Consider the following 13,798-nt stretch of genomic DNA (forward strand, 5'->3'; position numbering starts at 1 on the left):
ACAGAAGTTAAAGCGTATAAACGCAACAAAATGATAATTTTCTGTCCAATTAATTATCAAGAAAAAAATAGGCTCTTTATATAATTGCAGGTAATGGACTGTGTCTTAAAGTCCAATATAATGGTTCTATGACATTATCGGGCTCAATTTGAGTTGGTGGAAGATGTACAAATTGATCTTTGTTATACTGGGTATGTCCAATTGAAGAGACAAAAAAATAGTCAAAATACTGGCATTTGATTCTACAGACCTCTAAAAGCCTACTGACTTTGTCAATAATAGCAACCTCCTTTACATCTCTCAAAGACAAAATGTCTGACTTAAGGAAAAGAATAGATACTGGAATGTCTATTTTCTTATTTTCAAACAAGCCCTTTTTCTCCGCATATATATTCAATGCAACGATAAACGAATTCTGATATTCTAGAATTTTTTCTTCTTTTTCATCTAGAATATACATTACATCTAATGTCAAAAATATTGCATCACTAGTTATTACATAATCAAAATATTCTGACCTATGTAACCATGAGCTCGAAGTAGGATTTAATTCATCAAATTTTTCACCTGCAAAATCACCAACTTCAATTTTAAATCTTTTTGAAAGTAAAAAACTAGGACTTCTCTTCAATGTAGCATAAGCTCTATAAAAAAAAACTTTATTAACACTAGTTCTGGGAAGCCAATTATTACTTACAAGGGTATTGTAATCTTTTGCTACTTGCTCGATTGTTTCGGCTCCATATGGCGAAAAAATTAGGCTTCGAGTTTTTTTTCGTTGAAGTAAGTCAAACAAGACTGTTAAGTATACTGTCTTTCCTGTATTAGGAAATCCGAGTAATGCGATGGAAAATGATTTAGGGTTTCGATTAATTGTTCGAATTAAATTTATAGAATATAAGACTAAAAACAATGGCAATACAATGTCTACCAAGTTGGCAAACTTATAAATTGAACCTAGCCTTTCGAATTCAGATAAATTAAATATTTTGCCTACTTCAAAAATTAAAAATATAGCAATTATTAAAGTAACAATATATACTTCAAAATTTCTATTATTCATTAGTCCTCTAGTTTATAGTAAAATTTAAAAAGGGCAGCAACTGGAATTGAGACTATAGTTAAAATATACATACAATATTTTAATCTAACTGATTGGTCAAGTGACTTAATTTGACCATAATTTTTAGCAATTTTTTTCAGATCAATCAGTTGAGCGTTATTATTAATATTTTCTATTATAGACTCTATGTAATCTTTAAGTGACTTCTCCGCTTGTAGTTTATATAAAACAGATAAAATAAATATTAATAAACATATAATTATAGCGATCATAGCTCCCGATATTAAACCATCGATCAGAGGCTTATCAGTACTTGTTGTCGCCTTTTTTCCTATGCTCTTTAATTGAAACATGAATAATATGGCCATACTAAAGGACAACTCCGTAATTTCAAATTCTATTTCGCCAGAGTTTACAAATCGAACTATTGTTCCACATATAACAGGAGCTAATGGCAATAATACATCTTTCAAAAACCATGTAAAAAATGCTTTCATCTTATAGTAAACAACTTATTGTTATAAAAACTTAGAGAAAATATAAAAGTCCATTCTGTGTATACTTTTTTATATTTCTTGATACAGTCGCATCACTCTCGTTTGAAGATTGTAAAGCCATTTTTTGTAGCTATTATGTCATTTAACCCCAAATGGACTTCCTTTTTTTCTAAACGGGGTGCAAATAGTGTCTTAAATCAAATATATCATACGGGAAAATCACCCTTTTTTAAAGGGAGATCTCCCGTAATATTTAGGCTTTAGTTTAGACAGAAGAATTGTAGAATTAAATCTATAACTTAACTAGAACAAGCATAGACGAATAAAATGTCCGGTAAATAGACAGTAATGGATTTGAAAAATGGCTAAATTGAATCTTATATTCTACCTTCCGTGCCTCAACTCCTTCGCATCCAACTCTACGACGGCCCCAGTCGTCAGACTTATAGCTTGCTCCAGGCTGATATTGTAGTGGAGAACCCGCCCCACTACAGCTATGGCCAGCCTTTACTAATAGGGGACGATGCCGACGATCCGGCCACCTGGCCTACGTATGTAGTCGCTCACTTTCCGCATATCCTACAGGAACCCGACCCTGACCGGCCCGGTAAGAAGCGAATCGTGTACGAGGTGTTCGTGGCGCGGGAAAGCGAGTGGGGAGGGTTTGGATTGCCGGAGGGGTTGGGGGAAGTGTGACGATTAATAAATTGGCGGTAAGTTCAGAGAGAGATTTTCTATATTGAACGGCTATTAGCAATCTCTTTGCTAGCTGAATCACATGCATAAAGTTAAATACCAAATTTTCGTAAGTTCCGCCAGATATGCAAACTCTATTGAACCAGAAGGAATTTTTAGGGAAATATCGTGTCAATGAGGATGAGTTTAATGCTACAGGTCTTCTCTGGAACGATTTGGAAACTCTTTTCTTACATTATTTAGATATAAAACCAGATTTGGAAAGTATCGGTCAGACTATGTCAAACCGACTCATGAAAATAAAGAAAGTACATTCAGTTAGGTATAGGATAAAGGATGAAGAACATTTAATTGAAAAAATTATCCGTAAACGCATAGAGAAACCTGATCGGATAATTGATATAAAGAATTATACAACTGAGATTACTGATTTAGTTGGTTTAAGGGCAATACACCTCTTTAAAGAAGATTGGAAGCCTATTCATGATGTTATCGACCAAACCTGGAATCTTAAAGAAACGGCCAAAGCCTACATAAGAGAAGGCGACAATGAGGTATATCGACAAGCATTTACAGATCAGGGCCTTTCAGTTGAAGTACATAAACGTGGCTACCGATCCATTCACTATATAACTATCACCAAGCCTGCTAAAATAGAGTTCTTCACTGAAATTCAAGTTAGGACAATCTTTGAAGAAGGATGGAGCGAAATTGATCACAGTGTAAGGTATCCTTATGAATTAGACAATCTTTTATATAAAGAATTTTCGTCTATACTGAATCGTCTGGCCGGAATGTCAGATGAGATGGGGACTTTCATTAATTTGCTTCGAGCAGAAATTACCGCTAATAAAGAAAAGATTTTGTCTAATCAGCAGGAAATAGAAAGGTTGCAAGCCATTTTGGACAAACCAGAAATTACTCAGGAAGACAAAAATGAAATAAAGGAAGTAATTAAATACGTTACTCTGCCGGGTTATTACCCCAAAATCTCTGAATTAGCGAAAGGATTAGAAGGGATAAAAGGGTTTCCGGGACTTCCCAATAACTCGACTCTTGGTAAGCTTGCTGAACTTGGAAAAATTCCCGGTATTTCTGCTGGCACTTTAGAGGCAATGCGGTCTATGACAGACTCTTTAGCTGGGTTTAACTCTATTACTGAGGCCATAAAGGCTAATACCCAAATTTATAGTGGCACACCTTTAAATAGAAGTTCAGCAAAAGTGGAAACCTTATCCCGCCCCAAAGTCAAATCTCCTAAGAAAGGTAACACCAGTGAGGATAATCTTCCAGCGGAGTGAACTTGACAATTCTACCAGTCCATGAATTTACTCGCCTTATTAAATAACCGCCTATACGTAACCACTTGTCCAATACAACCATAGGTCGTTATTTTTACAGAATTATAAACTACTCATCATGTCAGACATTAAAGAGAAAGTAGGCACCCAAATAAAAGAAGCAAGAAAGTCAAAAGGTATGACTCAAAAGGAGTTAGGTGATAAACTGGGTGTCTCTGATTCGACCGTAACTCAGTATGAATCTGGAAAGCAAAATTTAACTATAGAAACTCTCCATAAAATCGCAGAGGCTATAGGAGTGACTTTTTCAACTGTATTTAAATAGGTCTTTTTTTTGTTCCAAAAACTTGTATATATCTTAGCTTTTACTATATTTGTATAGTCAATGAGAGGCAGAAAAGGCGATATAGTACCGAGGAGGTTGCCCGCTGGACAGTATGTAATGAGTTGATAGACAATAATCAAAGCAAAACCCCAACGCTACAGACTTGGCGGAACGAGCGAAGGGGCGATGTGTCACACTAAAACGGTAAGTTTCAAATGAACACGGAGCAAAACTACGTGGGTGGGGGGAATAATGCAATCCCGCCTACACCACCGGCCCAAAATGCGGTCCCAACTTCCCCTACGCCGGATGACTGGCGAGACTCCTTTCTGTTGGAGGTAATGAAGAGTAGCGGTAGCAAGGAATATTTGTTCGGCCTACTTGAATTGATTCATGATCTTCTGGATTCAGGCAGTATTATTCCTTCCATTGGCGAGATGTTTAACGGGTATATAACTCAGCCTTACATCAACCTTTCTGAGCAGAGACTTGTATTGCGTGACATGATGAGTCTCGTTGTCTTTTTGACCAAGCTAAAAGGGGCCTTCGAGTGCTTTGACATTTATACGGATTACATCAAAATAGCTGAAAGCGAGCAGGGCAATGAATAATCTAATCGTCATTGCCATTAACGAACGAGGTTTGGTTTTGGCAAACCCTAGCCATCTGCGTCAGATAGTCGATCGAAAAGTAAAGGAATACTGCGAGTATCACAAAGCCCAGTCAACCCAGACGTACGCCTACCTCTACAAGCGACTCTACCAGATTTGGGGAGTTAACGTATACACATTACCGAGAAACGAAAGGGAGTCACTTATAGATGCCGCCGAGCGAGACGGACACTTAGAGCGCATCTATTCTCTGATTAGCGCTGAATTGATTTTCCCGGAAGAACAGTAACCACAATGAATCATCAGTCGCTCCGACCTTTTGCGGTAGCCGCATTGTGGTTTCTACTGGCCGTCTGTAGCGTTCAGTGGGCTATTTATCGGGTAAATAACCGGAAACGGTTGGAGCTTAAAACCTCCAATAATCATGGAATCATCAAAACAACAACCCGCTTATATTTCCACCCTTGCCTTATTAAATCGCCAGCTCTCAGACTGGCAAAATCTACTAGCCGAGTTTGAGGACAGGCAAGCCCCTGCCGATCAGATTAAGTATTGTCAGACTCAGATTGAGCGACTAAAGGCGGAACTAAACGTGATAGGGAACTAATATCAATTGGGCCAATCGGGTAGGCATAAATACACCCATCCGATTGGCAACTCTATAACAATAGATAAGTTAAACTATAGTACCTTAAAGAGAGAAGCAGGTGCCTGTCACGCTCTCTCTTGTCCTTAAGATAATAAGCTCATGAACGAATCTCAAACTAGCCAGACCCTTTTCCATGAAGGTCATCAGTTACGGGACTACTTGCTATACCATCAGATTAGCCAAGCCGAATTGGCGCAGCAAATGAACATGACAACGGCCAATATCAACCGTTATACACACATGAAGACCTTATCCTTAAGAAATCGAAAGGCCCTACTGGCTGTTTTAGGGATTAGTTGGGAAGAATTTTTCAAACCAGTGGGTGGCCCTCTAACTGACGAAGGTTCTCACCTAAAGGCGTACTTAAGGCGCAAAAAAATCGCTGCCAGTTGGTTAGCGGATAAACTAGGTAAAAAAAAATCTACCATAGGGGATTACTTTCGGACTCACACACTAAAGAAGCCCACCCGAGAGGCAATATTGGATGCCTTAGGAGTTAGCTACGCAGAAGTGTTTGAATCGAAACGGGTATCTCCTTCTGACACCCCGCCCCAAGCCCCTACTGAGGTTACTTCGCTACCTGAAGATACTTTAATGATGGTAAGTCGCCAACTTTCAGAATGGAGGGAATTACAAAATTGGCTTATAACTCAGGGCGCATCTTCCCCGCAACTTAATGTTTGCCAGCATCAGATTTGGCATTTAGAATTGCTTTTGGCGGCATTAGATCAACCCTCACCTCCAAGCCTAAATTCTTCATGGACACTGTAGTAATTGAGGGTGGGTCTATTACCGCCCTCATTAAACTAATTCGTAAGTTACCAGAATACGAATCTTGGAAACGGGCGGTCTTTATTCGTGATCACTTCCAATGTCAGCATTGCGGAAAAAGAAATGGTAGGAAGCCGATCATCGAGGCAGATCACGTAATAGTGTATGTCGTCAAATGAAAGTGGACAGACGCGGGTGAAAAGAGAAGAGATGGTTTTAGCCACTTTGGGCTCGCTGAAAAATATGATTTTTCCGGCGTTGGGACAAACTTAGCTGCTTCGTTTTTTGCCGACTAGCCAAGATCTGCTCTTGACGACCCCAGTACGCATCGGCTGGCCGTACGTTGTCCAGTGATTCATGGTAGCGTTGATGATTATAATAGTCTACCCACTCCGTTAGGCGTTCTCTCAACTCATCCGGACTATAGTAGTGTTCTAATAACAGCACGTTTTTCATGGATCGATGATACCGCTCGATCTTTCCTTGGGTCATCGGATGAAAGGGAGCGCTACGAATATGATCGATGCTTTCTCCTTTCAGATAATCCTTTAGATAGCGAGATACATAAGCCGAACCATTGTCGGAGAGCATACGAGGCCGCTGACCACTTTTCAGACTACTCGCTTTCAGAGCAGCTTGCACGGTTCGCTCTACATCTGTCGCTTGCATGCCCGGACATAATTCCCAAGCTAAGATGTACCGAGAATAATCATCCAATACCGTCGACAGATAATACCAACCCCAGTGCTTGATCTTGAAATAGGTGAAGTCAGTCTGCCAGAGTTGATTGGGAGCCGTGGTCGGATTATAGAAGTGGTCAGCCGCTTCCATCAACCGATAAGCAGGGGTAGTGATTAGCCCCCGACTTTTGAGAACCCGGTAAACGGTGGATTCGGAGACAAACCACTGCTCATTATCAACGATATAGCAAGCCAGTTCGCGACTGGAAAGGTCAGGTCGATCTAAAGCTAGCTCAACAATCCGATTTTTTTCGCCGATTGGTAGTTGATTCCAGATGCTTGTACGACGGCAAGGTTGATCGGCCAAGCCATCAAAGCCAGCGCTTAAATAACGCTTATACCAGCTGTAAAAAGTAGCTCGGTTGATCCCCAGTTCCTGTAACGTGGCCTTTACACTGATGGGTGACTGTTCGACTAAGCTTATAATCTCCATTTTCTCGGACTGAGTCATGTGATGATCGGGGTTAATCGTCGGCCTTAAGGCTTTTTTTTTAATACCCGATTCTCTAAGCTCAGTTCGGCTACCAGCTGTTTAAGAGCCTCATTTTCGGACTTGATGGACTGCACTTCGGGAGCGGTGGCTTCTCGAGTTGTATCACCCGCCAGTCGTTTCTTACCCGCTTCGAGAAACTCTTTACTCCAGCGGTAATAAATGTTGGTGTTGAGCCCTTCCCGCCGACAGATCTCAGCTACTGACTGTTCGCCTTGCAAGCCTTCTAGCACAATGCGAATCTTTTCTTCAGCGGTGTATTGGCGTCGGGTTTGTCGCTGAATGTCTTTGATGATGGATAAAGCAGGCTTGCGCTCGGCAGAGGTGGGAGATTGCGAGGCTGTGCGCTTGGCTTTGGAGGTTTTAGCCGAATTGGACATAATTAAGGAGGTTTGAGTGAAACAATTTACTGAATTGTCTCTTCTCATTTTCACCCCTTTTGTCCACTTTCATTTGACGACGTACAGTAATAGGCATAGGTGTTCTTGTCAAAGAAAATCAAATAAAATCTATCGCAGAGGCAAGGCAATGTTTACCTCTTTGGGATACTAATAACGGGCGAACACTATGCCGCTCGTGCCATGAGAATACAGATAGCTTTCCGAATAACTTTAAGAAAAAGCTCCAAACCAATGCCAGTAAAGAGAATTTTCACTCAAGAAGAAACAGACATAATCGTTTCCGAATACAATAATCAAGTGAGTATTAAAGCCCTTTCCAGAAATTTTGATATATCCGAAAGTGCCATAAAAAATCTTTTACTTGAACAAGGTGTAATAACTAGAGCACCACTTTCGGATAAGACATTTGGTAGGGAGGGCGAAATAGCAGATTTATATAAATCAGGAGACACAATCCTATCTATTGCAGCCAAGTTTGGTTGCAATAGGAGGTATATTTCCGGTGCGCTCCTTAGGGTTGGATTGAGCAAAAGGACGCACTCTGAGCAGCAGAGGAAATATTACGTAGATGAAAGCTTTTTTGATGAGATAAACACAGAAGCAAAGGCTTATTTCCTAGGTCTCTTATATGCTGATGGCTATAATAGCAATAGGTTCTTCGCTATTGGTCTCCAATTGAGAGACAGACACATTCTGGAAGCCTTCAAAGAAGTCTTACAATATGAGGGGCCATTGCACTGTAGTCCATCAAATCAAAATGTATGTACACTTGTTGTATCAAGCAAAAAAATGTGCGCTCGACTAAGTGAAATAGGCTGCGTGAGAAAAAAATCTTTGGTACTGACATTTCCAACGGCAGTGCCAAAGATTCTGGTTCACCATTTTCTTCGGGGATATTTTGACGGTGATGGATGGGTAACAATAGGGAAGACTACCAAACAACCTACCATTGGTATGCTTGGTTCTGACTCATTCATCAATAGTACCTCAACTCTAATAGCTGAATCTCTTAGCATAAAAGTCACAACAAGAAAGCATTGTGTAAGTGAGGGCATTCTGCGCTGTTACATATGCGGTTCAATTAACTGCCGTCTACTTGGAGACTACCTTTACACGTCTGCTAGTCTGTTTTTAGCAAGAAAAAGGGCAATTATTGATTTAGTTAGGCCGAAAGGCAAGCTCTGTGGCGAAAGGAATCCACACTCGAAGCTAACCAAAGATACTGTTATTGATATACGTGGTAAGTATGCTAAGTCTTTTAGTAGGGCCGAACTAGCAAGGCAGTATGGGGTATCTCTTTCGACTATTGATAGAGTAGTAAATAATAAGCATTGGGCTAATAATTAGGCGAAAGTTTGTTTGTTGTGCCAGCATTCATGGACGGGGTGTATTGGGCAGAAATACAGGCCGCACCGTCCGTAGTGGGGAAAACAAAACTAATAAAAAAGCCTGGAAAACTACCCAGGCTACTTTTTAACGCAACTGACAGAAGTCGATGAATTCACTGTTATTCCTCCAGTCACAACTGGAGTACCTATTCCTTGTTTTTCATATTCGCGTTTATACTCATCTTCGCCACACACATCTTCTTTAGTTGTAATAGTCTGCGAAGGTGCCTTGGTACTATAATACAAAGTTGTAATCGTACACGAATAGCATTGTTTTTTAGTAAGGCCTAGAGATTCGCAGCCTAAAAGGGAAAAGAGGACCAAGTAACAGGAAAGTTTTTTCATGGTGTGAATTATTCAATGAAATTCAAAGTGATAACATGGCCGTCTGATTTATCCAGGACTGCTTCGGCTTTACTCAGAGCTTTTGCACCAAACTTATTTTTACCACGAAAGGATGTTGTTACATAAATCTCCTGACCTTTTACGGAATGAGTCGTTTCAACGTGTTCGTAACTATCAGGGTCGTGCATCTTTTTTTTTGATAGCCTCCTCAACAATATAGCTAGATCCATCAGGCCCGAAAAGATCAGCGGTTGTCATTGGCCCGTCAATTTGTTTTTTAGTACCTAGTTGATAAACTATAACCAAGACAAAAGCAATCACAACTGCCCTTAGTATCCAGCGGAATCCTTCATTACTGTCTTTTGGAGTGAATCTCATGGCGCGTTTTTGCGCCGAATATATTAAAAAAGAATCAGCACCTATTTACTATTGAATAAGCGGACTCCCAAACCTCAAAACTACCCGTCGCCAGCATACTATTTCCCTCACCTTCGGAATAGCCCGTTTTGAGTGAATAGGGGAATCCATTGATCAATAATTCTTTGTGCAGCAGCAGTGTTCGCCAACCTTCCCTGCCGATCGGGTCGGTATTGGGAGTATGAAAAGCAACATATTGATGGGCGTGCGCTTCGACCATAACTTTTACGCCCGTTGTAATGCGCTCATACTCTTCAACGCTCGTGTCCGTCTTGGGTAGATCTGCGTAACACTTCAGCCGTAATACGTTCCGAAAATCATCCATTGATGCCAGATCATAGGCAATGGGGCCTATTGGCCGGGTGTTTCGGTATGAAAATAGGGTTGAAATGGCCTGATAACTCGATTTATTGAGCCATAATCGATTCGAGTAAATTGGGCCGCCAGCGATCAAGCTAATACGAAGTCGATAATAGCCATCGATGAGCGTTGAGTTACCAGGTAAGCCAAATGAAAGCGTAAAGTTTTTAGTCGTTGGTGAAGTTTCGATGTCGGTCAACGTGCCGACTGCAGCTAAAGCAACGGTATGGGTTTTGTCATAAACCAAATCAACTACGTTGCTATTGATCGAAATATCGTTGATCGCCAAGTAAGTCGAATATGTTTCGCCCGGTACTAGCAAGACGCTGGCGGCTGACGGGCCAAACACGTTACCGTCCGGCAAGTCGAACAAATCTGCTGGCTCTGGGCCGCTGTGATTGAAAACAACAAATCCGTATCTATTCCACAAGTTCATGATTCGTAGGAGTATTGCGTTTATACTTAGCTTCCAGTGCTTTTACATACTGCCAAAAGGCAATGGTCGACGTTTTATCGTCAACCGGTAGTCCTTCCATCTGCATGGCAATTTTATTGCTTACGTAGGACTCCCGGATTATCTCCAGCTGATTATTGGGGCCGGTTAGCTGGGCCGGTTTTATACTTTCCTGAATTTCCTGATTCAGCGCATCAATCTGATAGGCAAGGGCGGGATCATCGGGGTCTATCAGGCTATCGAGTTCAATCAACAACGCTTTTTGCTGGAGTATAAAATTGGGCTCTTCCATATCAGGAAAGCGCTCGGGGTCGAACTGGGTCAGCTCACTATAAAGTTTTTTTTTTACGGGCCCCCATGTCTGCAGCAGCAGTTCGTCGGTCAAACCTTTGGCCGATAAGACTCTGGCCAGCTCCTCGATGCCTTCCGGAGAATAATCTTCCCAGGGCTTGTCGTCGATTTTTTCAACTAAACAGCAAAATGCCAACGATCGGGCCGAGTACTGTTTGCCCAGCAGGTTGGCGAATAAAAAACGGGTATTATTAATGGCCGTCAGCTGGGCATTGGGATCGTCACACCCCACCAGGCCGGCCATTACTTCAAAATGACGATCGATGTCGTCCTGAGTTGATCCCACAGAACTCTCGATCAGAGAATAGTAATCACACTCCACCCTGCGTGACTCGGGAAGAGTGCGCGGGGAGTCGTGAACAGTGATAGTGGCCGATGGCAGAGTTAGTATTTGCATTAGATTTTATTAGATAAAATGCTAGACAGACAGACCTGAATGGGAATAGCGGCAAAAGGAACAAATACATAAACACTATACGGTATTAGGTTCAGAATGGCAAAAACAACACAGCCAATCCAGAAACCCCGGCAAAGCAAGCACGGCTCAGCGGGCCAATATTTACACCAAAATCCGTGTGTATTAAAGTAATCGTCGATCTTCCATTTTTCGCATAGGATTACTCCAGCTGCGCCGACGAGGGCGGTCAAAATAAGGTTTAGTAGCATAGGTCGGCGAAATAAACAATGCATTCCAGGCGAAATGCGGTATACGGATAGGTGTTGTAACGCTCCTCGAGTCCAGACACGTCAAAACCGGGATAAATAGACTGGGCACCGGTAACGGTCTGATCAACTGATCGACCAAGCTCCATAACACAGTCCAACTCCCGAAGCAGGCCTCTTACGTCCCTTTTTAACTCCTCTTTCGATAATTTGATGGCCTGCAGATTAGCCCATACAATAATTGACAGCGTTCGTTTGACATATATTTCATTAAAACACTCCTCATCATCATGGAAATACAGACACGAAAACGAATCGACCGTATCGTTGGGATACGCCGGGTAGTATTCGGCACTGTCAGCCGAACGCTGAATCCAAGGCTCCAGCTTACCAGCTACCAACTGGGGCTTCAGGCGACCCAATGCGTTTTTTTGCAACCATTCCAACCCCATCAACTCAGACTGAATGATCGTCACGATCCCATTTAGGCCAGCTTCATTTTCTTCTATTTCGGTTGGAATGTTTAAGGCTTCGCTCATAATCCAATGGCTGCTTTTAGTTTGGCAATAAACTGAGGTTTGATAAAGATGATGAGCTTGGTTTTCGATTCTTCTGTCAGTCCGAATAGATCGCCGTACTTGGCAACTAGTTCCGGCACTTTGGGATCATCGGCCTCCAGCTCAAAGCGATCGGCAAACACTTCGGTAAAAATCGATTCGTAGGTGGCACCCGTATCGTGAATAGTCACCCGATCGTAGCGCTGCCCCTTCTCTTTTTTTATAAACTCCGTTGTTTCGGTATACTCGGGCGTGATATCGGAGCCATCGGGCCGTTTGCCGTCAAAGAGTTGCGCCCGGTTCAGGTTTTCGATAAAGGCCGCGTTCGCTTCGATGACTTCGCCCATGATCCGGTGCAATAACTCCGGTGTAATTTTGAGCAGTGGCGTAATAAAGCAGGTACGCAGGTCTATTTTCCGTCTGGCCATCGTTATTCATCGTCAAACATCGATGCAAATCGAATCCCTTTTCTGGGGGCTTCGCTGGGCATACAGGTAGGCGATTGCTTAGCCATAACCGCTTTCAGATCGGTAATCAACTTGTTTTTGGCTGTACTCAAGCCAAAATCCGTTTTACTATTGGATTGCCCATAGAGCGCCACGTACGCCTGGCTTTTGAACTGCGCGGCTGTCCCATTGATCCGATCGGATGTACTTATTTCCTCCAGTACATCACAGGCAATTACATGCAACAGTGCATTGGTGAGCATATCCCGGTTGATAAGCAGGGTTTGCGTCACGTCGCACCGGGCTTCAATCGTCAGGTTGATTCCCCAGGTCTGAAGCGAAACTTCGGATTCGTCGACCCATGACTGAACGCCCGAAGTCAGATTGCCCATGACATATATGGGCTGAATATGCACGAACGGCACCCGGTTTTGCGCGTACACAAAATCGACGCCTAAGCAGGAGGAACAGGTTCCGACCGAAAAACCACGCTGGGCCCCAACGGCCGACACACCCATCGGCAAATCTGTTTCAAAGTAACCGATCGTATAGTAGCCTCCTCTGCGCCAGTACAGGTATTGATTAACATCGACCCACAGGCTGCGCCCCGTAACCGTGCCCGATAAATAGAAGACGCCGATTGGCTCAGCCTGTTCCGAGTGAAACAGGTAAATGGGCATATTGGTCAGGGTTCCGCCACCGGTCAGCTGGAGGCCTAACCGGCCGATAAGAAAGGCCGTATTTCTGCCCTTGATCCGCAACCGATGCCCGACAAAACGCCCGGCTTTGTTAATAGCACCCTGCAAATTGGCTTCTTTGTTGTAGAGCGGCTGCAGCTGCAACAGAGCGGGTGCTGGTGGATTCTGGGCAAGCGCACGAGCCAGTTTATTAATGGCTCCCCGTTCGATCCGGCTGTACCAGGCCGATAGTAGGCTGGTTTCCTGCCAATAATCGGCATCTGTCACGTCATGGCCGGAATTATTGGAAGCCAGGCTTTCGTACAATTTTCCTGCTCCTCCCTCCTGAGTTACCCAAACCAGATCATACAGATTATACGGTTTTTCCTGGCTGTAGGCAGCAAAATCGTACTTAGCCAGGTTTGGGCCAAGTGCGGACAGTATTTCAGGGCGAAGCAGCTTGTGCGCATCGGACAGATAGACTTCCGGATTGGCGTGAACAGCCGCCGGCAGATCTGGATTGGAGAGAAACCCAGCGTACAGACCAACCACACCGGCCAACGATTTAGATAATTCTTTGGTATCGAGCATAATGG

General features: G+C 42.7%; 17 protein-coding genes. 8 read left to right on the top strand and 9 right to left on the bottom strand.

Translation table 11 applies throughout. The features are described 5' to 3' along the window. Positions 1-76: 76 nt before the first annotated feature. Together H3H32_RS16445 and H3H32_RS16450 are read right to left on the bottom strand one after the other, a co-directional pair. Positions 77-1,063, bottom strand: a complete 987-nt coding sequence (locus tag H3H32_RS16445) for a hypothetical protein (RefSeq protein WP_182463728.1) — start codon at positions 1,061-1,063, stop codon at positions 77-79. Then, entirely contained in the window at positions 1,063-1,560 is a 498-nt protein-coding gene (locus tag H3H32_RS16450; RefSeq protein ID WP_182463729.1) for a hypothetical protein, read from the bottom strand. Before H3H32_RS16450 ends, H3H32_RS16445 begins: the two co-directional genes overlap by 1 nt. A 393-nt stretch (positions 1,561-1,953) precedes the next feature. Here H3H32_RS16450 and H3H32_RS16455 point away from each other — a divergent pair, with 393 nt between their 5' ends. From H3H32_RS16455 to H3H32_RS16485, 7 genes are all read left to right on the top strand, one after another. Next, positions 1,954-2,256: a hypothetical protein gene (locus H3H32_RS16455; RefSeq protein WP_182463730.1), complete on the top strand. Its 303-nt coding sequence runs from the start codon at positions 1,954-1,956 to the stop codon at positions 2,254-2,256. Positions 2,257-2,381: 125 nt separating this feature from the next. Next, positions 2,382-3,557: a RelA/SpoT domain-containing protein gene (locus H3H32_RS16460; protein WP_182463731.1), complete on the top strand. Its 1,176-nt coding sequence runs from the start codon at positions 2,382-2,384 to the stop codon at positions 3,555-3,557. 118 nt (positions 3,558-3,675) lie between these two features. After that, positions 3,676-3,882, top strand: a complete 207-nt coding sequence (locus H3H32_RS16465; RefSeq protein ID WP_182463732.1) for a helix-turn-helix domain-containing protein — start codon at positions 3,676-3,678, stop codon at positions 3,880-3,882. 215 nt (positions 3,883-4,097) lie between these two features. Continuing rightward, positions 4,098-4,493 (top strand): hypothetical protein, encoded by a 396-nt coding sequence (locus H3H32_RS16470; RefSeq protein ID WP_182463733.1) that lies wholly within the window; start codon positions 4,098-4,100, stop codon positions 4,491-4,493. After that, positions 4,486-4,782, top strand: a complete 297-nt coding sequence (locus H3H32_RS16475) for a hypothetical protein (protein ID WP_182463734.1) — start codon at positions 4,486-4,488, stop codon at positions 4,780-4,782. The genes H3H32_RS16470 and H3H32_RS16475 overlap by 8 nt, the downstream gene beginning before the upstream one ends. Before the next feature lie 135 nt (positions 4,783-4,917). After that, positions 4,918-5,100 (top strand): hypothetical protein, encoded by a 183-nt coding sequence (locus H3H32_RS16480; protein ID WP_182463735.1) that lies wholly within the window; start codon positions 4,918-4,920, stop codon positions 5,098-5,100. 141 nt (positions 5,101-5,241) lie between these two features. Further along, positions 5,242-5,913, top strand: a complete 672-nt coding sequence (locus tag H3H32_RS16485) for a helix-turn-helix domain-containing protein (RefSeq protein WP_182463736.1) — start codon at positions 5,242-5,244, stop codon at positions 5,911-5,913. Positions 5,914-6,129: 216 nt separating this feature from the next. Here H3H32_RS16485 and H3H32_RS16490 read toward each other — a convergent pair. Then, a protein-coding gene (locus H3H32_RS16490) for an IS3 family transposase (RefSeq protein ID WP_374191803.1) occupies positions 6,130-7,523 on the bottom strand; the annotation gives its coding sequence in 2 pieces (ribosomal slippage) (positions 6,130-7,136 and positions 7,136-7,523; 1,395 coding nt in all). 201 nt (positions 7,524-7,724) lie between these two features. Between H3H32_RS16490 and H3H32_RS16495 the strand changes: the two genes are divergently transcribed. Beyond that, entirely contained in the window at positions 7,725-8,891 is a 1,167-nt protein-coding gene (locus tag H3H32_RS16495) for a helix-turn-helix domain-containing protein (protein WP_182463737.1), read from the top strand. Positions 8,892-9,451: 560 nt separating this feature from the next. On the opposite strand, the gene H3H32_RS37170 is transcribed toward H3H32_RS16495, so the two are convergent. The 6 genes from H3H32_RS37170 to H3H32_RS16525 form a co-directional block, all read right to left on the bottom strand. Further along, positions 9,452-9,655 (bottom strand): hypothetical protein, encoded by a 204-nt coding sequence (locus H3H32_RS37170; RefSeq protein WP_220472650.1) that lies wholly within the window; start codon positions 9,653-9,655, stop codon positions 9,452-9,454. A 34-nt stretch (positions 9,656-9,689) separates the two neighbouring features. Continuing rightward, positions 9,690-10,490, bottom strand: a complete 801-nt coding sequence (locus H3H32_RS16505; protein ID WP_182463739.1) for a hypothetical protein — start codon at positions 10,488-10,490, stop codon at positions 9,690-9,692. Next, positions 10,474-11,256 carry a hypothetical protein gene (locus H3H32_RS16510; protein ID WP_182463740.1) on the bottom strand — a complete coding sequence of 261 codons (783 nt, stop codon included), beginning with the start codon at positions 11,254-11,256 and terminating at the stop codon, positions 10,474-10,476. Before H3H32_RS16510 ends, H3H32_RS16505 begins: the two co-directional genes overlap by 17 nt. A gap of 259 nt (positions 11,257-11,515) precedes the next feature. Next, positions 11,516-12,061: a hypothetical protein gene (locus tag H3H32_RS16515; RefSeq protein ID WP_182463741.1), complete on the bottom strand. Its 546-nt coding sequence runs from the start codon at positions 12,059-12,061 to the stop codon at positions 11,516-11,518. Continuing rightward, positions 12,058-12,507 carry a hypothetical protein gene (locus tag H3H32_RS16520; RefSeq protein WP_182463742.1) on the bottom strand — a complete coding sequence of 150 codons (450 nt, stop codon included), beginning with the start codon at positions 12,505-12,507 and terminating at the stop codon, positions 12,058-12,060. The genes H3H32_RS16515 and H3H32_RS16520 overlap by 4 nt, the downstream gene beginning before the upstream one ends. Positions 12,508-12,509: 2 nt before the next feature. Next, a complete protein-coding gene (locus H3H32_RS16525; RefSeq protein ID WP_182463743.1) occupies positions 12,510-13,793 on the bottom strand; it encodes a hypothetical protein in 1,284 nt (427 codons plus the stop codon). Positions 13,794-13,798 lie beyond the last annotated feature (5 nt).

Source organism: Spirosoma foliorum (assembly GCF_014117325.1).
GTDB classification, from domain to species: domain Bacteria; phylum Bacteroidota; class Bacteroidia; order Cytophagales; family Spirosomataceae; genus Spirosoma; species Spirosoma foliorum.